Here is a 19236-nt window from a genome sequence, read left to right on the forward strand (position 1 = left end):
CTGCCGTCGCATACTGGCGCGATGCACATCCTCTGGACCTACCTGAGGCCGCACGCGCGCCTCGCACTGCTCGCTCTCTTGCTGGCGGGCATCAGCCAGGTGTTGGCGCTGGTCGACCCGATCATCTTCGGCAAGATCATCGACCGGTACGCCATTCACCGCGATGGCAAGACCGAAGAAGAACTGGTCTCCGGCGTGCTGCGCCTGCTGGCGCTCGCGGTGGGCGTGGCGATCGCGTCGCGGCTTGCGAAGGCGCTGCAGGAATACATCACGCGGCTGGTGGTGCAGAAGTTCGGCACGCAGATCTTCAACGACGGCCTGCGGCAAGTGCTGCGCCTGAAGTTCCCCGAGTTCGAGGACCTGCGCAGCGGCGAGACGCTCTCGATGCTGCAGAAGGTGCGCGCGGACAGCGAGCGCTTCATCAACGCCTTCATCAACACCGCGTTCGCGGCCATCGTGGGCATCGCCTTTCTGGTCTGGTACGCGGTGACCAAGCACTGGCTGCTGGTGCCGGTGTTCCTGATCGGCGTGCTGGTGCTGGGCGGGCTCACCGGCCTCTTGAGCCGCGAGATCAAGAGCCAGCAGCGCTCGATCACGCGCGAGACGAATCGCAACTCGGGCTTCATCACCGAGTCGCTGCGCAACATCGAACTCATCAAGAGCCTGGGCCTGACCTTTCCGGAGATACGGCGGCTGCAGGCGCAGACCACGCGCATCTTCGCGCTGGAGATGCAGAAAGTGAAGCGCATCCGGCTCTTGTCGTTCTTGCAGGGCACGACGCTGAGCCTCTTGAAGCTGGCGGTGCTGTTCGCGCTCTTGTGGCTGATCTTTCGCGACGTGCTGAGCACGGGCGAGCTGATCGCGATGCAGTTCATCTCGGTGGCGATCTTTGCGCCGCTGCAGGAGTTGGGCAACATCATCCTGGCCTGGCGCGAGGCCGAGGCGTCGCTGTTGAACTTCGAGGCGCTGATGCAGAAACCGATCGAGCGGCGGCCCGAGTCGCCGATCAGCATCGGGCCGGTCACGCACCTGCGGTTTGCGGACGTGAGCTTTCGCCACAAGGGCGCGACGGACAACGCGCTGGACGACGTGTCGTTCGAGGCGGGGCTCGGAGACACCATCGCCTTCGTCGGCCCTTCGGGATCGGGCAAGTCGACACTCGTGAAACTGCTGGTGGGCCTGTACACGCCCGCGAGCGGCGAGGTGTTCTACAACGACATCTCCACGCGCGACCTGCGCTACAACCAGGCACGCCGGCAGATCGGCTTCGTGACGCAGGAGACGCACCTCTTCGCGGGCACGATCCGCGAGAACCTGCAGCTGGTGAAGCCCGATGCCACTGACGAAGAGATCCTCGAAGCCATGCGGCAGGCCTCGTGCGCGTACCTGGCCGAGAAGTCGCCCGAGGGCCTGGACACGCCCATCGGCGAGCGCGGCATGAAGCTCTCGGGCGGCGAGAAGCAGCGGCTGTCGATCGCGCGGGCGCTGGTGCGGGCGCCGCGCCTTCTGATCTTCGACGAGGCCACCTCGGCGCTCGACTCGCTGACCGAAGAGCAGATCACCGCCACGGTGCGCGAGATTTCGGCGCGCAGCACGCAGATCACCATCCTCATCGCGCACCGGCTCTCCACGATCATGCATGCGGGCACGATCCACGTGCTGGAAAAAGGCCGCATCGTCGAGAGCGGCACGCATGCGGCGCTGCTCGAAGGCAAGGGGCTGTACTACGCGATGTGGCGCCAGCAGATTGGCGAGCGGCCGGTGCCGCGCACGCAGGAAGCCCAAGCGGTTGCGGCGACCGAGCCGCCTGGCGAGGCCGACCGCGCCTGACTGCGCCTGACCGTGGCCGATCAACGCTGCGATGCCGGCGGCTTGCGCGGCTTGGGCGCCGGCTTCTTCTCGGGCTCGCCGCCGCCGAACAGCTTTTCGACCTGCTGCCCCACGCGCGCGCCGATGGCCGTGCCCACGCCCGGCAGCACCGCGCTGCCGACCGCCGCGCCCGCGAGCGCGCCGCCGGTCAGCGACACCTCGGGATCGCTCACGCTGCCGCCGATCTTCAGCGGCACGCCGACCACGCCGTCGACCAGGTCCACCGCGATGTCGCCCTCCATCTTGCGGTTGAACAGCCGCAGGTTGCCGCTCGCGGTGAGCACGCCCGAGCGCGCCTTGAGGTTGGTGTAGCGCATCACGATGCCGTCCTCGGTGCCCTGGGTGTCCAGCGTGCCGGTGAGCTCGTCCAGCGGCGTGGTGCCACCGCGGCTGATGCCGGCGGTGCTCACGGCCTTGGCGATGTCCAGCCTGGTGAGCGTGGCCGGCTGGACCGAGAAGGTGGTGCGGGTGTGCAGGCTGCGCATCAGCGCGCCCAACTCGTTGGCCTCGTCGGCCTCCGCCACGAGCGTGGAGTGGCCGTTGACCTTGCCCGCCACCGAGGTGCGGCGCCCGAAGGCCTGCACCAGGCCCTCGATGTCGACCTGGCGCGGATCGAGCTCGGCCGACAGGCGCAGCTTGCCGTCGGCCGGCGTCTCGAACAGCGTGACGCCGTTCCACGTGCCGCCGCCCACGTCGATGCGGGTGCGCCAGCGGTCCTGCCCGGCTTCGCGGTCCAGGCGCAGGCGCGCGAGCGGCGTCGCACCTGCGCGCTCCACGCGGGCCTGGCGCGGGCGCCAGTGGGTGTCGAAGGCGATCTCGCCGTCGTAGGCGAGCGCGATGTCGCGCCGGTCGATCCAGACCACGTCGCGCCAGCGCACCTGTTCCAGCGGAATGGGCGCGAGCGTCCAGGGCGCGGGCAGCGCGATGACATTGCCGCCTTCGTGGGGCTTGGGGCCCTTGCCGCGGAAGGCGCGCACCGACTCGCGCGGCAGCACCAGGCTCTCGATCTCCAGCTCGTCCACGGCGATGACGCGGTGCAGCAGTTCCGAGAGCTTGAGCTGCGCCGTGACGCGGCGCAGGGTGACCGGGCGCGGCTGGTCGGTGGCGATATCGGAGAGCACGAGCACCGGCGTCGGCAGCAGGGCCCAATGGGCGCCGCCGATCTTGAGGCCGACGCCGAAGCGTTTTTCGAAGCCCTCGGATATACGGGCCGCCACCTCCTCGTCGCTCGGCAACCGCGAGCTCACGAACCACACCAGCGCGCCGATGCCGATCAGCAAGACTGCAGCGATGCCGATGAGCCAGCGTCGGAGGGGGTGCTTCATCGGTCCAACTTAGCACGCAAAGGCGACTGTGGTTGTCAGCCACCGTCGCTATAGTTTCCGAAACCCTGTCCCCGAAAGAACCGAATGCGTATCTGGAAAAAAGACATCTCGATCGAGGAACTGACCCGCAACCACGTGGGCACGGCCGTGTCCACGCTGGGCATGGAGTTCCTGGAGGTGGGCGACGACTTCATCCGCGCCCGCGTGCCGGTCGACGAGCGCACCCGCCAGCCCTACGGCATCCTGCACGGCGGCGTGTCGGTGGTGCTGGCCGAGACGCTGGGCTCCTGCGGCGCACACTACTCGGCCCCCGAAGGCGACCGCGCCGTGGGCCTGGACATCAACGCGAACCACATCCGCTCGGTCACCAGCGGCTGGGTCATCGGCACCGCGCGGCCGGTGCACCGGGGGCGCACCACGCAGGTCTGGCAGATCGAGCTGACCAACGAGGCGGGCGAGCTGACCTGCGTGTCGCGGATCACGATGGCGGTGCTGCAGCCGCGCTGAGCCGGGTGCGGCGGGCCAGTCCCTTCTGGCTCCCTTGTCTTGCGGGTGTGTTCAGCACGAGGTTCATCGACCACAATCACGCCCCGGAGCGCGCAGGGGCGCACCGCCACAACCAACAAGAGGAGACAAGAAATGTTCAACTGGACTGAAAAGCCGGTGTCCACACTGGCCAACGGTGCCGTCATCGGCCCCGACGAGCGGCTGCCCTGGCTGCAGACCGGCGCGATGGGCATACAGCACGTGATCGCGATGTTCGGCGCCACGGTGCTGGCGCCCATCCTCATGGGCTTCAGTCCCAACATCGCGATCCTGATGAGCGGCATCGGCACGCTGATCTTCTATTTCGTCACGGGCGGCAAGGTGCCCAGCTACCTGGGCTCGAGCTTCGCGTTCATCGGCGTGGTGATCGCGGCCAGCGGCTATGCGGGCAAGGGGCCGAATGCCAACATCGCGGTGGCGCTGGGCGGCATCGTGGCCTGCGGGGTGGTCTACATCCTCATCGGGGCGCTGGTGCAGGCCATCGGCACGGGCTGGATCGAGCGCTTCATGCCGCCCGTGGTCACCGGCGCGGTGGTGGCGGTGATCGGCCTGAACCTGGCGGCCGTGCCGATCAAGAACATGGCGGCCAGCAATTTCGATTCGTGGATGCAGGCCGTGACCTTCCTGTGCGTCGGACTGGTGGCGGTGTTCGCGCGGGGCATGCTGCAGCGCCTCCTGATCCTGGTCGGGCTGATCCTGGCCACAGTGGTCTATGCGGTGCTGACCAACGTCCTGGGCATGGGCAAGCCGGTGGACCTGAGCGGCATCGCCAACGCGGCCTGGTTCGGCCTGCCGACCTTCACCACGCCGGTGTTCACCACCAACGCGATGCTCTTGATCGCGCCCGTGGCGATCATCCTGGTGGCGGAAAACCTCGGCCACCTGAAGGCGGTGACCGCCATGACCGGCCGCAACCTGGACGCCTACATGGGCCGCGCCTTCATCGGCGACGGCATCGCCACGGTGGTGAGCGGCGCGGCGGGCGGCACGGGCGTGACCACCTATGCCGAGAACATCGGCGTGATGGCGGCCACGCGCATCTACTCGACGGCGGTGTTCGTGGTGGCGGCGGTCATCGCGCTCATCCTGGGCTTCAGCCCCAAGTTCGGCGCGCTGATCCAGGCGATTCCGCTGCCGGTGATGGGCGGCGTGAGCATCGTGGTGTTCGGGCTGATCGCCATCGCGGGCGCCAAGATCTGGGTCGACAACAAGGTCGACTTCTCGCAGAACAAGAACCTGATCGTGGCGGCGATCACGCTGATCATCGGCACGGGCGACTTCACGCTGAAGTTCGGCGACTTCGCGCTGGGCGGCATCGGGACCGCGACCTTCGGCGCGATCATCCTCTACGCACTGCTGGGCAAGACGAAGAACTGAGGGGTTGGCGGCGCAGCGCGAAGTGCGCGCAACCCCGGGCGTTTACCTCGTAACGTCGTGCAAGAAGTGTTGTCTGGAGCGGATCGGGCCAAGCCCGGTCACCGGCCGGAAGCCCGCGCCCGTTAGACTCGAACGCTTTTCGCACCGACGTTTTCCCAATGGCCGATGTCTCCGCCGCGCGCACCAAGGCGGTTTTCGAATTCAAGAGCGCCACGCTGCCGCTGATTGCAGTGATCCTCAAGACGTCCGACCTGGACGTGCTGGCCGAGGCGCTCGACGCCCAGCTGGCCGACTCGCCCGATTTCTTCGAGCAGGAGCCGGTGGTGATCGACCTCTCGCAGCTGCCCGAGCAGGACGAGGACGGCGAAGCCGCTGCCCAGCTCGATTTCGCGGCCCTGCGCAGCCTCCTGGCGCGCCACCAGACCCAGCCGATCGCGGTGCGTGGCGGCAACGCCGCCCACAACGCCGCGGCCCGCGCCGCCGGCCTCTCGCTGGCGGCCATGCCCTCGGCCCCCGCGCCCCGGCCGCCAGCCCCGCCCGCCGAGGCGCCGGCCGAAGCCCCCCAGATCGTTCGCGAAGTGCCGGTGCCGGCCAACGGCACGCTCCTGATCGACAAGCCGCTGCGCTCGGGCCAGCAGGTCTACGCCCGTGGCGGCGACGTGGTGGTGACGGCCGTGGTGAGCTTCGGCGCCGAGGTCATCGCCGACGGCAACGTGCACGTTTACGCGCCATTGCGTGGCAAGGCGATCGCGGGCGCGCGCGGCAATACCGAGGCGCGGATCTTCTCGACCTGCATGGAAGCGCAACTGGTGGCCATCGCCGGCATCTATCGCACCAACGAAGTGCCGCTGCCGGACCCGGTGCTCGGCAAGTCGGCCCAGGTGCGGCTGGACGGCAAGAAACTCGTGATCGACGCCATCTGATGTGCCCCCCGGCTTTTCACTCCGCTTCGCTGCGTGTAATTCGCCACCCCCCGGGGGGGAGGCACGGTCCGCCTTGGGGCGGCCCGGCGGCGACCGTGTTTCCTGACGGAACGCGGCGCATCTGAAACCAACAACAGAATCGAAACAAGAAGGAATGGCCATGGCCAAAATTGTGGTGGTGACCTCGGGCAAGGGTGGCGTCGGCAAGACGACCACGAGCGCCAGCTTCGCATCCGGCCTCGCGCTTGCGGGCAAGAAGACGGCCGTGATCGACTTCGACGTGGGCCTGCGCAACCTCGACCTCATCATGGGCTGCGAACGCCGCGTGGTGTACGACCTCATCAACGTCATCCAGGGCGAGGCCAACCTGAGCCAGGCGCTCATCAAGGACAAGCAGTGCGACAACCTGTTCGTGCTGGCCGCCTCGCAGACGCGCGACAAGGAGGCGCTCACGCAAGAGGGCGTCGAGAAGATCCTGAACGACCTGGCCGCGATGGACTTCGAATACATCGTCTGCGACTCGCCCGCGGGCATCGAGACCGGCGCCATGATGGCCATGCACTTCGCCGACGAGGCGCTGGTGGTGACCAACCCCGAGGTCTCCTCGGTGCGCGACTCGGACCGCATCCTGGGCATGCTCAGCAGCAAGACCAAGCGCGCCAAGGACGGCAGCGAGCCGATCAAGGAGCACCTCTTGATCACCCGCTACAACCCCAACCGGGTGGCGGGCGGCCAGATGCTCTCGCTGGAGGACATCCAGGACATCCTGCGCATCAAGCTCATCGGTGTGATCCCCGAGTCGGAAAGCGTGCTGCATGCCTCCAACCAGGGCGTGCCCGCGATCCACGACAAGGACACCGACGTGGCGCAGGCCTACAGCGACGTGGTGGCGCGCTTTCTCGGCGAGGAGAAGCCCATGCGCTTCGTCGACGCCGAGAAGCCGGGCTTCTTCAAGCGGATCTTCGGAGGCAAGTAGGCATGTCGTTTCTCTCGTTCCTGCTTGGCGAGAAGAAGAAGACTGCAAGCGTCGCAAAAGAGCGCCTGCAGATCATCCTCGCGCACGAGCGCTCCAGCCTCAGCGGCAAGAAGCGCCCCGACTACCTGCCCGAACTCCAGCGCGAGCTGGTGGCGGTGATTTCCAAGTACGTGTCGATCAATCCCGACGACATCAAGGTGCACCTGGAGACCCAGGACAACCTCGAAGTGCTCGACATCAAGATCGAGCTGCCCGACCCGGCGCCTGCGCGCTAGCGGGCCCGGTTTCCTGCCCGGCAGGAAAGAAGCGAAAGCGCACCGACGGGTCCTGCAGGACCCGCGCGGCCAGCGCCCGCTCCCAGGCGAGGTAATCGGCCCAGGCCGCATCGCGGCGCGGGCCGAACACGCGCATGACCGAGCCCCAGTCGTCGTCGAAGGGGGTGAGCAGCTGGGCCGGCACGAAAGCGGTCGACAGCGGCCGCCCTGACGCCTTCCAGGCCTGCGTTCCGCCCTGGAGCCAGGTGAACACCGCCCCCGAACCCGGCCAGCGCTGTTGCGCATCGCGCGCGACGCGGCGTGCGGCCGCGCCGTCGGGCGAGGTGAAGACCAGCGTGCGCCCGGCCGCGGCGTGCGAGGCCAGCGGGCCCAGCGAGGCCGGCAGCATGTAGAGCGCGCCGGGCAGGTGGCCGCGTTCGTAGTCGAGGCTGGCGCCCACGTCGATCACCGTCACCGCGCCGTTCCTGCGCAGCTGTGCGAGTGCTTCGGGGTCCAGCGGCGGGGGCGCATCCGCTACGGCCGCGGCCGGCGCGCAAGGCGCCTGGTCGGGTGACAGCGCGCCGTCGTAGACGTACACCTCGGCCTGGTTGAGCTGCGTGAGCCAGAAGCTGGTGACCGCGGCGCGCAGGCGGTGCGCGGGATCGTCGAGCAGCACGATGCGGGCGCCGCGCGTGCCGACGAGGTTCTCGAAGTGCATGAACAGCTGGCCACCGGGGACCTGCTGCACCGCCGTGCCGGCGAAGGCCGGGTCGGCGGCGGGGCGCACGTCGAAGAGGTAGAGGCTGCGGGCTTCGTCGGCTCGCCAGCCGGCCAGCTGCGCAGCATCGGCCACGGGAAGGGCGAAGCGTTCGAGCAGTTCGTCGGCGATGCGGCGCAGGACCTCGGGCGATTCGGGCGGCAACTCGTCGTCGGGCGCCGCGTTCTGTACGGTCGGCGCGCCCTGCAGGCCCCAGGCCATCACGCCGTCCTCGACGAACACCGCGTCGGGCGCGCGGCCGAGCAGCCGCAGCGTGGTGGCGCCGATGATGCCGCGCGTGCGGCTGAAGCAGTTGATCGCCCAGACGTGTTCCGCATCGCCCGCCTCGAAGCGGCGCAGCGCGAGCTCGGTGCCGGCGTGGTTGCGCGCGCCGGGCAGCGAAAGAAACGCGAATTCCGCGCGCGGCCGCGCATCGACCAGCGTGGTCGGCAGGCCTTCGCGCTGGCGCGCGCGCAGGGTGTCGATGGGCAGGGCCGGCGTGCCGTAGTGCAGCCGCGCGCGGTCGCCGAAGGCCTTCACCAGCGTGCCGTAGCCGTCGATGGCGGGCAGGCCCTCGGTCACCCAGCGCTGCAGGCCCCCGTCGAGCGTGCGCACGTCGGTGTAGCCCAGGCGCGCGAGCAGGGCCGACGCGGCCTGCGCGGCGCCATCGGGCGCGTTGTAGTCGTCGTAGAGCACCACGGGCGTGGAACGTCGCGGCACGAGTGCGCCGACCTGCAGTTCGAGCCCGCTGAGCGGCGCGTTGCGCGCGAGGTTGGGGTGGCGCTGCACGAACCAGCGGGTTTCGCGCACGTCGAGCAGCGCAAGCTCGGCAACGGGCTCGGCCAGCAGCAGGGCTTGCAGCTCTGCAGGAACGATGGGTTTCTTCGGTGTCCAGCTCATGTCAGTCGGGCAGGATGCCTGCTTGCTTCACGACGGCCGTCCACTTGACGGTTTCGCTCTGGATGAAGCGGCCGAACTCCTCGGGCGTGTTGCCCACGGTGAAGGCGCCGATGTCGTCGTAGCGCTTTTTGAAATCGGGCGACTGCGCGATGGCACGCAGCTCGCGCGAGAGCCGCTGCACCAGCGGCGCCGGCGTGCCGCTGCGCACGACCACGCCGTACCAGGACGTGACCTCGAAATCGGGCAGGCCGGCCTCGGCGGTCGTGGGCACGTCGGGCAGCCACGGTGCGCGCGTCCGGTAGGCCACGGCCAGCGGCCTGAGCGTGCCGGCCTTCACGAAGGGAATGGCGGTGATCACCTCGTTGAAGATGAACTGCGTCTGCCCCGCGATCAGGTCGTTGATGGCCGGTGCGCTGCCCTGGTAGGGGATGGCGGTGAAGTCGGCACCGGTCCGCGCCCTGAGCAACTCGCCCGCGAGGTGCGAGTACGCGCCCACGCTGATGCCGTAGTTGACCTTGCCGGGGTGCTTCTTCGAATACGCGACCAGCTCCCGCGGATTGCCGACCGGCAGCTTGGGGTTCACCAGCAGCACCTGCGGCGTCTGCACCAGCAGCGAGACCGGCGTGAAGTCGCGCGCGAGGTCGTAGATCAGCTGCTTGAAGAGCACGGGCTGCACCGTGAGGTTGGACGCGGGCGCAAGCAGCAGCGTGTAGCCATCGGCCGGCTGGCGCGCCACGAAATCGAAGCCGATGTTGCCCGCCGCGCCGCTGCGGTTCTCCACCACCACCGCCTGCTTGAGCCGCTGCTGCAGCTGCTCGGCGACCTCGCGGGCGATCTTGTCGGCAATGCCGCCGGCCGGATACGGGACGACCACGCGGATCGTCCTGGTCGGGTAGTCGTCCACATCCGCTGCGTGGACCTGGGGGACACCCGCCAGCGCAGACGCCGACAGCGCCCAGCACAGCACGGCACGACGAGAAAAAGGGGCGTTCATGGAGACAGGCAAGAGAACCGGCACGGCAAAGCCGCCAAGCGTAGGCCGCTGCGGGCCGGCGCGGGAACGAAATTTCGCGACCTTGCTTATGCGAAAAGCGCGCATGCAGACGGCTTCTTCATACCTAGGATCGCAGTCCTTTGAGTCGTCCGCCCATGACATCGACTGCCAAACCGTCCACCGCACCGACGCGCGTCCCGTCCGGCACGCGCCGGGCGCATTGGTGGTGGCACTACGAAGTGCCGACGCTGCTGCTCGCCGCCGCGCTCTACGTCTCGTGGGCCGCGTTGCTGTGGTGGCATGCGGCGCTGCCGGGCTGGGCGCTGTTCCTTTTGGGCGGTTTTCTCGCGCAACTGCATTTCTCGCTGCAGCACGAGAGCATCCACGCGATGCGCCACCTGCCGCAGTGGCTGCGCCATGCGGTGGTGTGGCCGCCGCTCAACCTGTGGCTGCCGTACCCGTTCTACAACCGCGGGCACAGCGCGCACCACGTCAATTTCCACCTCACGCACCCGGAGCGCGACAACGAGAGCGCCTACCACTCGGCGCCCGCGTGGGCGGGCTACGGGCCGGTCTGGCGGTGGATCTACATGGCGAACCAGACGATCGCGTTCCGCGTGGTGCTCGGGCCGTTCCTCCGGCTGTGGAAGCTGGTGCGCTTCGAATCGCAGCAGGTGCTCGCGGGCAATTTCTCGCGGCTGCCGACCTGGGGCTGGCATGCGCTGAGCGTGGCGCCGGTGCTGTACTTCGTCACGGTGGTCTGCGGCATGGGCCTGGGCGAGTACCTGCTGTATTTCGTCTATCCGGGAATGATGCTGGGGTCGCTGCGCACCTTCACCGAGCACCGCTGGGCCGACACGCCGCACGAGCGCGTGGCCATCGTGGAATCGAACGTCGTCTTCGGGCTGCTGTACCTCTTCAACAACCTGCACCACGTGCACCACCGCGCGCCGACGATGCCGTGGTACGAGATCCCGGTGTACTTCCGGCGCCACCGCGCGGCGGTGCTGGCGGCGAACGGCAATTTCTACTACCGGGGCTACGGCGAGATCGTGCGGCGGCACCTGTTCAGGCCGGTGTTCACGCCGGTGCATCCGACGTGGTGAGGGCCGCGCTCAGGCTTCTGCCAGGAAGCGCGTCACCCGGTCCAGCACATCCCCTTCCTTGAGGATGCGGCGGTGGCCCCAGCCCTGCGTGGCGACGAGCTGCGCGCGGGCAATGGCATCGCGGTAGGCCTCGGCATCGGCAAAGCGGTTCACGCGGTCGTCGCGGTCATGCACGATCAGCGTCGGCTGCGCGATGCGCGGGCCGGCAAGCGCGGGTTCGAACTGCGGCATCAGCACGCCTTCACGCGCCTCGAACATCCGCTGCATCGCGGCGCGCGTCTGCTCGCTGAGGCCGAAGGCGTGCGCGAAGTAGCGCGTGTATTCGCGCGGCGAGGCGGGCGGCGCGAGCAGCACGATGCGCTCGGCCGGCAGCCCGCGTCCCGCGGCGTAGGCCAGCGCGTTGGCGCCCAGCGAATGCGCGACCACGGCGCGCAACGCACGGCCGTCGGCAGCGAGCCGGGCCGTGACGTAGTCGATGGCGCGCGCGAACTGCGCGCCGTTGGTCGCCGTGCCTTCGCTGCGGCCGTGGGCCGGCAGCTCGAGCAGCACCGGCCGAAGGCCCGCCGCGGCGATCGCCTGCGCAAGCGGCAGCATCTGGCCCGCGTGGCCGCCCCAGCCATGCACCAGCAAAACGACCGGCGCCGACTCGGCTCCCGAGTCCTGCGCCGCCAGGTGGTAGATGCCGACGCTCGCGTCCTCGAAGGACCAGGCCTCGTGGCGCCAGTCGGCGCCGGGGTGCTGCCCGCGGTACAGCCACTTGGGCGGCAGCGGCGTGCCGAACACCCGGTAGGCCGCGCGCACGCCGAGCGCGGGCCAGAGGCGTTGCGATGCGCCGAGGCCGAAGCGCATCGCACGCATCAGGCGGCTGGCGCCGTAGTAGTTGGTGGGAGCGGGGGTGCTCGTCATGTGCGGGGATTCCTCTCAGTACCAGACCCAGTCCTGGTTGCTGCGGGGCAGGCTGCGCAGCGTGTCGCGGGCGGCTTCGACGCCAAGGGCGACGGCATAGATGGCGAGGCAAAGGGCGATGATCAGCATGACGCTTCTCCTATTTATCGCACGACTGTGCGAAATTCTGACAAACAAAGACGAGGCAAATCCATCTGCCCGATGGCTCAGGCGAGGTAGCTGGAAAGGAGCCGCTGCCAGGTCTGCGCGGCCCGGTCGGCGGTGTGCGGGTCGCGCAGGAAGCGCGCGTCGTGCAGCTGGTTCATCATGATTCCGTTGATCTCGCTGACCAGCTGTGCGGGTTCGGTGTCGGCCTTGAGTTCGCCGGCTTCGATGGCGAGCGTCACGGTGCGGCGCAAGGCGGCGCGCCAGCGCGTGATCTCCTCCAGGAGCACGTCGCGCAACTCGCCTTCACGGTCGTCGAACTCGAAGGCGCCGGCCACGTACAGGCACCCGGTCTGGGCCTCGACATCGCGGGTGCGGGCGATCCAGCGGGCCACGATGTCGTTCAGGCGCGCGAGGCCCTTGGGCTTCTGCATGGCCGGCACGAACACATCGGCCAGGAAGCCGCGGCCGTACTCCTCGATGACCGCCTTCTGCAGCGCCTCGCGCGAGCCCACGCGGGAAAACACGCCGCTCTTGGAAAGCCCCAGGCGGCTCGCGATGACCTGCAGCGAGATCGCCTCCAGGCCTTCGGCCAGCGCGAGGTCCATCGCCGCGCCGACGATGGCGGCGCGGGTGAGTTCGCTTTTCTGGGTCTTGGCGTCCATGCGGTGAACTTTAGCACAGTCGTGCGAAATTTCAAGCACAGAGCGAGAGTACGCCGTAAAGATGTTTTGCTCATGTGGAACCAACAAACGCATCGTTCCCTGCATAAGCGCTTGTGCAGAGAATCGCCGGTCGGGCCCCACTCCGGGGTCCTGATGACACCTCGGCGCCAGATGAACTTCCAACAACTGCGCTCGGTACGCGAGGCCGTTCGTTGCGGCTTCAACCTGACCGAAGTCGCTCACACCCTTCACACCTCGCAGCCCGGCGTGAGCCGGCAGATCCGCGAACTCGAGGAGGAGCTCGGCATCGAGCTCTTCGTGCGCGCCGGCAAGCGGCTCACGGGCCTTACCGAGCCGGGCGGGCACGTGCTGCCGATCATCGAGCGCATGCTGCTGGAGAGCAGCAACCTGCGGCACGCGGGACAGGAGTTCGTCGCGCAGCAAAGCGGGCTGCTCTCGATCGCGGCCACGCACTCGCAGGCGCGCTATGCGATGCCGGTGGCCGTGCAGGAATTCCGCGCACAGTTTCCGAACGTGAAACTGCACCTGCACCAGGGCTCGCCCAAGCAGATCGCGCAGATGCTGATCGACGGCGAGGCCGACGTGGGCATCGCCACCGAGGCGCTGGGCGACTACCCGCAGCTGGTCGCCCTGCCCTGCTACCGCTGGACGCATTCGGTGATCGTGCCGCCGGGGCATCCGCTGCTCGATGCGCCGCTGTCGCTGGAGGCGCTCACGCGCTATCCGCTGATCACCTACGACACGGGCTTTACCGGCCGCTCGCGCATCGACGAAGCCTTCGAGCAGCGCGGGCTCGCGCCCAACATCGTGCTCGCCGCGATGGATGCCGACGTGATCAAGACCTACGTGCACCTGGGCCTTGGCGTGGGCATCGTGGCCGGCGTGGCGTACGAAGCGGAGCGCGACACGCAGCTGCGCGCGATCGATGCGGGGCGCCTGTTCGGCATCAACCTCACCAAGCTCGCGGTGCGCCGCGGCAACTACCTGCGCAAGTACGTCTACGCCTTCATCGAGTCGTTCGCGCCAACGCTGACGCGGGCCATCGTCGAGAAGGCGCTGGGCGACGAGGCCAAGGCGTCCCACTACGAAATCTAGCCCCGCCGCGAGGGCCGTTCAGGGCGCTGTTGCGTGGCGGGCACTGCGAAAACGGCGGGGTTCAAAAGAAAGCGTGCGGCTTCACACAAGGGGCGTACATTCGGGTTAATTCCTTGGCTTCCGGAACGGATCAGCAATGGCATCGACCCCGCAGCAGCAGCAGCAACAGCAAACCAGGGCCGCCCAAAAGGCGGCCGATGCAGCGGAGCGACGAGAACGGTTGAAACGGGCGCTGCCCGCCACGGTGGAGCTCCTGCAGAGCCGCCAGGCCGACCGCATCGACGACAACGACATCGAAGCGTATGTGGGCCTGAACTGGCTCGAATGGCACGGCGGGGGCTTGCGCCTCACCATCACCGGGCGCAACGTGTGCGCCCAGTCGGCATCCACCGCGCTGGCCTGACCAGCGTCCAGAAAAAGAAAAACCGCCACAGTGACCTGTGGCGGTTTCGCATGTGACCCGGCCAGGCCGGGTGGGGCGGGTTACTGGCCCGCGATGATCTGCGCGATCAGGCCGGTGGCAATGGCGGCAAGCACGTAGTCACCACCCACGCCGACCCACTGGTAACCACGGGGCGGCGCCTGCAGGCGATAGGCGCGGTAGTCGTTCACCACGTAGTTGCGGCCACGGTACTCGGCCGGCACGCGGCCACCACGGCGCCATTCGGCGTGCGGCTGCGGGAAGCCACGGCGATCGAACTGGCGGCCGTCGCGGAAGTCCTGGTTGCCGCGATAGTCGCGGTTCGGACCACGGCGGTCGACGTTGCGGTTGTCGTGCCGTTGCTCGACGCCGGGACGCCCATCGCCGGGCCGTCCGTCGAAGCGGCGGTCTTGCGCGAAGGCGCTTCCCGCTGCCATGCACATCGCGAGCGCCGTAGCGGCGACGGCCATGCGCTTTGAATTGATGATCATCTGGAACTCCTTCATGCGTTGATGACGAGTCCATTGTGTGCCGCGGTTGTGTCTGCCCGGCGCACATGAGGTCGCCGTCAGGTGAAATCAGGTAAGCGCTGGTATCGGCGCGGCGCGTTGTCCTTCACCGCGGGGCGTAGCGGTTGACCACGACGCCGCATTCGTAGCCGGTCGATCCGAGCAGGCGCAGCGCGTGCCCCTCGCGTTGGTCGTGAAACACCGAGCGCCCGCCGCCGACGGCCGTGGGGTTCACGAAGAACTGGAACTCGTCGACCAGCCCCTCGGTCACGAGCGACGACGCGAAGCCAACACCGCCGATGACCAGGATGTCCTTGCCCTCCTCTCGCTTGAGCGCGTTCACCTCTTGGACCAGGCCACCGCGCGCGATGACGGTGCGCTCCCAGCGCGACGCCTTCAGCTTGTCGGTGAGCACCACCTTCTGCGCATCGACCACCTTCTTCGCGAAGGCGAACTGCGGGTTGGCCGGATGGTTCTTCGCCGCGCGGCCCCAGTGGTCCAGGTAGCCCTCTTGCACGATCTTGCGGCTCAAGAGAATCGTGTCCACGCCCTCGAACACGGCGTTGAAATAAGCCTTCAGCTCGTCGTCCCAGGCCCAGCGATCGCCCCATCCCCAGACCTGCCAGTCGAGGTTGCCATTGGCAGGCGAGACGTAGCCATCGACGGACATCTGCATCTGCAGTACGAGCTTTCGCATGGTGGCTCTCCTTGCGGCTGGATCGAATAACTGCTCTTGAAATGCAATCAGTCTGCAGTATTCGGAAACCGGTGCAAAAATGCAAGCAGTTTTTCAAACGCACCGGAAATCCCCGATGGCCACCCAACAGAAATCGCTCTGCCCGATCAACCTCGCGCTCGAAGTCTTCGGCGATCGCTGGAGCCTCTTGATCGTTCGCGACATGATGTTTGCCGGCAAGCGGCATTTCAGGGAGTTCCTGCAGTCCGAGGAAGGCATCTCCTCGAACATCCTGACCGAGCGCCTGGGCAAGCTCGTCGAGTGCGGCGTGCTCGGCAAGACCGACGATCCGACCCACAAGCAGAAGGCCATCTACAGCCTCACGCCGATGGGCATCGACCTGCTGCCGGTGGTGACGCAGATCGGCATCTGGGGGCGCAAGCACACGGCCGCGACCAAGGCGAGTGGCGCGCCCGCGGCGGCGCTCGAAAAAGGCGGGCCGCCGTTGCAGAAGAAGATGCGGGCTTCGTTACGCAAGGCGCACCTGGGCCGCGCGGACACAGCCTGAGTGGCCTGAGCGGCTCAGCCCCCGACCATGCTGTTGACCCGGTAGCTGCGCGCGCCGTGTTTCACGTGCAGGTCCACCGGCGGCAGGTCCAGCTCGATCAACGCGCCATGCGTGCCCGCCAGGTCGAGCACGCCCGTGGACTTGGGCTCCTCGGTGTGCAGCACCACCGCATAGGGTCCTTCGCCGCGCGCCACGAGCCGCTGCGCGAGCGCGTCGCCGCCCTGCTTCTCGGCGGCGGCGTTCTCGCGCGGCGACGACAGCACCAGCACGCTGCCGCCCAGCGCGACGACCGCCACGCGCACGTTGCTGCCGGGCACGGCCACGGGTTCGCCGATGTGCGTGGCGGCATCGTCGGGCACCGTTCCGAGCAGGGCGCGGTAGCGCGCCAGCGTGGCATCCAGGTCGCGCACCGCGACCGCCAGGCTCGCCACGCCGAGCGTGCCGTTGGCGTGCACGCGCACCTCGCCTTCGGGCACGCGCAGGTTGCGCGGCGTGAGATCGCCGCACAGGAAAGGCAGGTCGGCAGACGGCGCGCGCGCCGTCTGCCAGCGCAGGCGTTCGCCGTCGGGGCGCACGCGGCCGCCGTCGAGCGGGCCGTCGAGTGCGAGGCCGCGCGCCTTCGCATCGGCCACGGCGATCGCCGTGTCGCGCGGCAGCAGTGCGAAATCGACGATGCCTTCGCCGTGGCGCTGCAGCAGTTGCCACCAGCGCTCCGAGGGCGACGGCTCGCGCCAGGCGATCAGCTCGAAGTAGCTGCCGTCCTCGAACACCACCAGCGCGTTGTGCGTGGCGCGGCCCGGATGGTCGCCACCGCGCACCACGTGAAAGCCGAGCGCGCCATAGTCGGCGATGGTGCGTTCGAGGTCGTGCACCGCGATGACGATGTGGTCGAGCTTCAATGCCATGGTGTGTGAGTCCCTGTGTGCGTTCGTTCGTTCGTTCAGGAGGCGGTGCGGGCGGCGCCCTCGCCGCCCAGGTAGGCATCGCGGATGCGCGCGTCCGCCAGCAGCTCGCGCGCCGGCCCCGAGAGCACGATGCGCCCGGTCTGCAGCACGTAGCCGTGGTGCGCGATCTGCAGCGCGAGGCTCGCGTTCTGCTCGACCATGAAAACCGAGACGCCTTGCGCGTTGATGCGCGCGATGAGCTCGAGCACCTTGTCGACATACAGCGGCGACAGGCCCATCGTCGGCTCGTCCATGCAGATGAGCTGCGGCCGGCCCATGAGCGCGCGCGCCATCGCCACCATCTGCTGCTCGCCGCCCGAGAGCGTGCCGGCCTGGAACCCGATGCGCTCGGCCACGCGCGGGAACAGCGCGAGCATGCGTTCGAGGTCTTCGGCGACGGCCCTGTGGTCGCTGCGCGCATAAGCGCCCATCAAGAGGTTCTCGCGCACGGTCATCGCGGGGAACAGGCGACGCGCCTCGGGCACCGAGCCGATGCCCTTGCGGATGATCTGCGGCGTGCCGAGGCCGAGCATCGATTCGCCATTGAAGTTCACTTCGCCCGAGCGCGGCTTGAGCAGGCCAAGCACGATCTTCATCGTCGTCGACTTGCCGCTGGCGTTGCCGCCGAGCAGGCTCACGATCTGGCCCTTGCGCACTTCGATGTCGAGGTCGAAGTGGGCCTGCACGGGGCCGTAGAAGCTGTTGACCTTGCGCAGCTGGAGCAGTGGTTGCTTCGCATCGATGGATGCAAGTGGTGCCGTGGTGCGTTCGGGCAACCCCTCGTCGCGGCCTTCGCTCCAGAGCGACGAAGGCGGAAGGCCCGTGCGGGCGACGGTGGCGATCATGCGGGCACCGCCTCTGCCTGTGTTTGACCGACGTGGCGATGGCCGAGGTAGGCCTCGATCACGGCCGGATCGTTGCGCACCTCATCCGGCAATCCTTCAGCGATCTTGCGGCCGTCGTCGAGCACCGCCACGCGGTCGGACAGCTGCATCACCAGGTCCAGCTTGTGCTCGATCAGCAGGATGGTCTGGCCACGCGACTTGAGGCCGCGAATGATCTCCAGCATCTCCGCGGTCTCGCTTTCGTTCATGCCGGCCGTGGGTTCGTCCAGCAGCAGCAGGCGCGGCCGGAGCGCGAGCGCACGTGCGATCTCGACGCGGCGGCGGTTCGCATACGAGAGGCTGTACGCGGGATGGTCGATGCGCGGCGCGAGCCGTTCGCCGAAGAGCGCAATGATGTCGAGCGCGTCCTGGCGCAGCGCCTCTTCTTCGTGCCGCACGGCGGAAGGCTGCAGCAGCGCAAGCGCAAGCTCGGCCAGCGCGCCCAGGCCCGGCACGCCGCCGACGCGCGGTTTCACGGCACGCAGCCGCGTGTGCGCGCCGACCAGCACGTTGTCGAGCACCGAGAGATTCGCGAACACGCGGCCATGCTGGAAGGTGCGCGCGAGGCCGCGTTGCGCGAGTTGCTGCGCGGGCAGGCCGGTGATGTCCTGCCCGTCGAACCGCACCTGCCCCGCATCGGGCCGGTCGAGGCCAGTCACGAGGTTGAAGAGCGTGGTCTTCCCTGCCCCGTTCGGCCCGATCACGCTGAGCAGCTCGCCCTCGCCCACCTGCAGGTCGACCGCGTTCACCGCGGTGAGCCCACCGAAGCGGCGCGTGAGGCCCTTGACCTCAAGCAGCGATGGCATCGCCCGCTTCCTGCGGTGCGTTGGCCGCTTCCGCCTTCGAGTTGATGAGCTTCACCTCGGCGCGAATGACCTGCGGGTTGCGCAGCAGGTTCAGGATCGGGCAGTTGCGCTCCACCGCCTCGAACAGCGCGTCGATCTCCTCGCGGCTCGCGGGCGAATCGATGTGCACCGTGTAGCCGATCTCGTGCGGCCAGATCGGCGTCTTCTCGTGGCCCGGCTTGCCGCCGCGCGGATCGATGAGGCCGGTCACTTCGACCTCCAGGCTTTCGAGCGGCACCTGGCGCTCGGCCGCCTGGATCAGGAAGATGTGCGTGACGCAGGTGCCGAGCACGCCCAGCTGCAGTTCGGGCGAACTCGGACCGAGGTTGTAGCCCGCGAAATCGGGCGGGCTGTCGCTGATGACCTGGTGCTCGCGGATGCGCAGGCGCCGCACGCCGCTTCGGCCCTCGGCCTTCACGCTGGCCTTGAGTTGCACCGGTTGCGCGGTGCCCGCTTCGACGGCGGCATTGCGTGCCAGCACGGCGGCGCGTTTCTCGGCGAGGTAGTCGTTCAGGTGGCTCATGGTTTGTG

At 68.2% G+C, this 19236-nt stretch carries 21 protein-coding genes; 10 read left to right on the top strand and 11 right to left on the bottom strand.

Annotation, left to right across the window (positions count from 1 at the left end):
- Window positions 1-21: 21 nt before the first annotated feature.
- Window positions 22-1830 (top strand): ABC transporter ATP-binding protein, encoded by a 1809-nt coding sequence (locus BM133_RS16075; protein WP_093435544.1) that lies wholly within the window; start codon window positions 22-24, stop codon window positions 1828-1830.
- A gap of 20 nt (window positions 1831-1850) precedes the next feature.
- Here the strand turns inward: BM133_RS16075 and BM133_RS16080 are convergent, their stop codons facing one another.
- Window positions 1851-3194, bottom strand: coding sequence for an AsmA family protein (locus BM133_RS16080; protein WP_093435546.1), 1344 nt, complete (start codon window positions 3192-3194; stop codon window positions 1851-1853).
- A gap of 84 nt (window positions 3195-3278) precedes the next feature.
- Here BM133_RS16080 and BM133_RS16085 point away from each other — a divergent pair, with 84 nt between their 5' ends.
- From BM133_RS16085 to minE, 5 genes are all read left to right on the top strand, one after another.
- Window positions 3279-3701, top strand: a complete 423-nt coding sequence (locus BM133_RS16085; protein WP_093435548.1) for a hotdog fold thioesterase — start codon at window positions 3279-3281, stop codon at window positions 3699-3701.
- 132 nt (window positions 3702-3833) lie between these two features.
- Entirely contained in the window at window positions 3834-5117 is a 1284-nt protein-coding gene (locus tag BM133_RS16090; protein WP_093435550.1) for a solute carrier family 23 protein, read from the top strand.
- Between the two features lie 158 nt (window positions 5118-5275).
- A complete protein-coding gene (minC, locus tag BM133_RS16095; RefSeq protein ID WP_093435553.1) occupies window positions 5276-6040 on the top strand; it encodes a septum site-determining protein MinC in 765 nt (254 codons plus the stop codon).
- Between the two features lie 160 nt (window positions 6041-6200).
- The gene (minD, locus tag BM133_RS16100; RefSeq protein WP_093437035.1) at window positions 6201-7016 is read left to right on the top strand and encodes a septum site-determining protein MinD; all 816 of its coding nucleotides are present in this window, start codon (window positions 6201-6203) and stop codon (window positions 7014-7016) included.
- 2 nt (window positions 7017-7018) lie between these two features.
- Window positions 7019-7291, top strand: a complete 273-nt coding sequence (gene minE / locus BM133_RS16105; RefSeq protein WP_013538543.1) for a cell division topological specificity factor MinE — start codon at window positions 7019-7021, stop codon at window positions 7289-7291.
- Here minE and BM133_RS16110 read toward each other — a convergent pair.
- A complete protein-coding gene (locus BM133_RS16110) occupies window positions 7254-8927 on the bottom strand; it encodes a rhodanese-like domain-containing protein (protein ID WP_093435555.1) in 1674 nt (557 codons plus the stop codon). The two genes, minE and BM133_RS16110, sit on opposite strands and share 38 nt — an antisense overlap.
- 1 nt (window position 8928) lies before the next feature.
- On the bottom strand, window positions 8929-9921 hold the full coding sequence (locus BM133_RS16115; protein WP_093435558.1) for a Bug family tripartite tricarboxylate transporter substrate binding protein: 993 nt from the start codon (window positions 9919-9921) through the stop codon (window positions 8929-8931).
- Window positions 9922-10076: 155 nt separating this feature from the next.
- On the opposite strand from BM133_RS16115, the gene BM133_RS16120 reads away from it, so the two are divergent.
- Complete coding sequence (locus BM133_RS16120; protein ID WP_093435561.1) at window positions 10077-11027, top strand: fatty acid desaturase; 951 nt, start codon at window positions 10077-10079, stop codon at window positions 11025-11027.
- Between the two features lie 9 nt (window positions 11028-11036).
- On the opposite strand, the gene BM133_RS16125 is transcribed toward BM133_RS16120, so the two are convergent.
- Window positions 11037-11933, bottom strand: coding sequence for an alpha/beta hydrolase (locus BM133_RS16125; protein ID WP_093435563.1), 897 nt, complete (start codon window positions 11931-11933; stop codon window positions 11037-11039).
- A 206-nt stretch (window positions 11934-12139) separates the two neighbouring features.
- Window positions 12140-12742, bottom strand: coding sequence for a TetR/AcrR family transcriptional regulator (locus BM133_RS16130; protein WP_093435566.1), 603 nt, complete (start codon window positions 12740-12742; stop codon window positions 12140-12142).
- A 171-nt stretch (window positions 12743-12913) separates the two neighbouring features.
- Here BM133_RS16130 and BM133_RS16135 point away from each other — a divergent pair, with 171 nt between their 5' ends.
- Window positions 12914-13858 (top strand): CysB family HTH-type transcriptional regulator, encoded by a 945-nt coding sequence (locus BM133_RS16135; RefSeq protein ID WP_042580666.1) that lies wholly within the window; start codon window positions 12914-12916, stop codon window positions 13856-13858.
- 136 nt (window positions 13859-13994) lie between these two features.
- Window positions 13995-14261, top strand: a complete 267-nt coding sequence (locus tag BM133_RS16140; protein ID WP_093435569.1) for a hypothetical protein — start codon at window positions 13995-13997, stop codon at window positions 14259-14261.
- 80 nt (window positions 14262-14341) lie between these two features.
- Here the strand turns inward: BM133_RS16140 and BM133_RS16145 are convergent, their stop codons facing one another.
- Together BM133_RS16145 and BM133_RS16150 are read right to left on the bottom strand one after the other, a co-directional pair.
- Window positions 14342-14770: an RcnB family protein gene (locus BM133_RS16145; protein WP_093437038.1), complete on the bottom strand. Its 429-nt coding sequence runs from the start codon at window positions 14768-14770 to the stop codon at window positions 14342-14344.
- Window positions 14771-14894: 124 nt separating this feature from the next.
- The gene (locus BM133_RS16150; protein ID WP_093435571.1) at window positions 14895-15485 is read right to left on the bottom strand and encodes a dihydrofolate reductase family protein; all 591 of its coding nucleotides are present in this window, start codon (window positions 15483-15485) and stop codon (window positions 14895-14897) included.
- 115 nt (window positions 15486-15600) lie between these two features.
- On the opposite strand from BM133_RS16150, the gene BM133_RS16155 reads away from it, so the two are divergent.
- Window positions 15601-16032, top strand: a complete 432-nt coding sequence (locus BM133_RS16155; protein ID WP_093435574.1) for a winged helix-turn-helix transcriptional regulator — start codon at window positions 15601-15603, stop codon at window positions 16030-16032.
- A 14-nt stretch (window positions 16033-16046) separates the two neighbouring features.
- Here the strand turns inward: BM133_RS16155 and BM133_RS16160 are convergent, their stop codons facing one another.
- From BM133_RS16160 to BM133_RS16175, 4 genes are read right to left on the bottom strand one after another with little or no spacing between them, the layout of a single operon-like run.
- A complete protein-coding gene (locus BM133_RS16160) occupies window positions 16047-16937 on the bottom strand; it encodes a VOC family protein (protein ID WP_093435576.1) in 891 nt (296 codons plus the stop codon).
- A gap of 35 nt (window positions 16938-16972) precedes the next feature.
- Window positions 16973-17821, bottom strand: a complete 849-nt coding sequence (locus BM133_RS16165) for an ABC transporter ATP-binding protein (RefSeq protein WP_256219229.1) — start codon at window positions 17819-17821, stop codon at window positions 16973-16975.
- Window positions 17818-18666, bottom strand: coding sequence for an ABC transporter ATP-binding protein (locus BM133_RS16170; RefSeq protein WP_093435579.1), 849 nt, complete (start codon window positions 18664-18666; stop codon window positions 17818-17820). The genes BM133_RS16165 and BM133_RS16170 overlap by 4 nt, the downstream gene beginning before the upstream one ends.
- Window positions 18650-19228, bottom strand: coding sequence for an OsmC family protein (locus BM133_RS16175; protein ID WP_093435582.1), 579 nt, complete (start codon window positions 19226-19228; stop codon window positions 18650-18652). Before BM133_RS16175 ends, BM133_RS16170 begins: the two co-directional genes overlap by 17 nt.
- Window positions 19229-19236 lie beyond the last annotated feature (8 nt).

This window comes from Variovorax sp. 770b2 (assembly GCF_900115685.1).
Taxonomy (GTDB): Bacteria; Pseudomonadota; Gammaproteobacteria; order Burkholderiales; family Burkholderiaceae_C; genus Variovorax.

What these genes read in the sequence shown, in the direction of transcription:
- BM133_RS16075 (WP_093435544.1), top strand. Translation starts at nt 22, where the DNA reads ATGCACATCCTCTGGACCTACCTGAGGCCGCACGCGCGCCTCGCACTG.
- BM133_RS16080 (WP_093435546.1), bottom strand. Translation starts at nt 3,194, where the DNA reads ATGAAGCACCCCCTCCGACGCTGGCTCATCGGCATCGCTGCAGTCTTG.
- BM133_RS16085 (WP_093435548.1), top strand. Translation starts at nt 3,279, where the DNA reads ATGCGTATCTGGAAAAAAGACATCTCGATCGAGGAACTGACCCGCAAC.
- BM133_RS16090 (WP_093435550.1), top strand. Translation starts at nt 3,834, where the DNA reads ATGTTCAACTGGACTGAAAAGCCGGTGTCCACACTGGCCAACGGTGCC.
- minC (WP_093435553.1), top strand. Translation starts at nt 5,276, where the DNA reads ATGGCCGATGTCTCCGCCGCGCGCACCAAGGCGGTTTTCGAATTCAAG.
- minD (WP_093437035.1), top strand. Translation starts at nt 6,201, where the DNA reads ATGGCCAAAATTGTGGTGGTGACCTCGGGCAAGGGTGGCGTCGGCAAG.
- minE (WP_013538543.1), top strand. Translation starts at nt 7,019, where the DNA reads ATGTCGTTTCTCTCGTTCCTGCTTGGCGAGAAGAAGAAGACTGCAAGC.
- BM133_RS16110 (WP_093435555.1), bottom strand. Translation starts at nt 8,927, where the DNA reads ATGAGCTGGACACCGAAGAAACCCATCGTTCCTGCAGAGCTGCAAGCC.
- BM133_RS16115 (WP_093435558.1), bottom strand. Translation starts at nt 9,921, where the DNA reads ATGAACGCCCCTTTTTCTCGTCGTGCCGTGCTGTGCTGGGCGCTGTCG.
- BM133_RS16120 (WP_093435561.1), top strand. Translation starts at nt 10,077, where the DNA reads ATGACATCGACTGCCAAACCGTCCACCGCACCGACGCGCGTCCCGTCC.
- BM133_RS16125 (WP_093435563.1), bottom strand. Translation starts at nt 11,933, where the DNA reads ATGACGAGCACCCCCGCTCCCACCAACTACTACGGCGCCAGCCGCCTG.
- BM133_RS16130 (WP_093435566.1), bottom strand. Translation starts at nt 12,742, where the DNA reads ATGGACGCCAAGACCCAGAAAAGCGAACTCACCCGCGCCGCCATCGTC.
- BM133_RS16135 (WP_042580666.1), top strand. Translation starts at nt 12,914, where the DNA reads ATGAACTTCCAACAACTGCGCTCGGTACGCGAGGCCGTTCGTTGCGGC.
- BM133_RS16140 (WP_093435569.1), top strand. Translation starts at nt 13,995, where the DNA reads ATGGCATCGACCCCGCAGCAGCAGCAGCAACAGCAAACCAGGGCCGCC.
- BM133_RS16145 (WP_093437038.1), bottom strand. Translation starts at nt 14,770, where the DNA reads ATGATCATCAATTCAAAGCGCATGGCCGTCGCCGCTACGGCGCTCGCG.
- BM133_RS16150 (WP_093435571.1), bottom strand. Translation starts at nt 15,485, where the DNA reads ATGCGAAAGCTCGTACTGCAGATGCAGATGTCCGTCGATGGCTACGTC.
- BM133_RS16155 (WP_093435574.1), top strand. Translation starts at nt 15,601, where the DNA reads ATGGCCACCCAACAGAAATCGCTCTGCCCGATCAACCTCGCGCTCGAA.
- BM133_RS16160 (WP_093435576.1), bottom strand. Translation starts at nt 16,937, where the DNA reads ATGGCATTGAAGCTCGACCACATCGTCATCGCGGTGCACGACCTCGAA.
- BM133_RS16165 (WP_256219229.1), bottom strand. Translation starts at nt 17,821, where the DNA reads ATGATCGCCACCGTCGCCCGCACGGGCCTTCCGCCTTCGTCGCTCTGG.
- BM133_RS16170 (WP_093435579.1), bottom strand. Translation starts at nt 18,666, where the DNA reads ATGCCATCGCTGCTTGAGGTCAAGGGCCTCACGCGCCGCTTCGGTGGG.
- BM133_RS16175 (WP_093435582.1), bottom strand. Translation starts at nt 19,228, where the DNA reads ATGAGCCACCTGAACGACTACCTCGCCGAGAAACGCGCCGCCGTGCTG.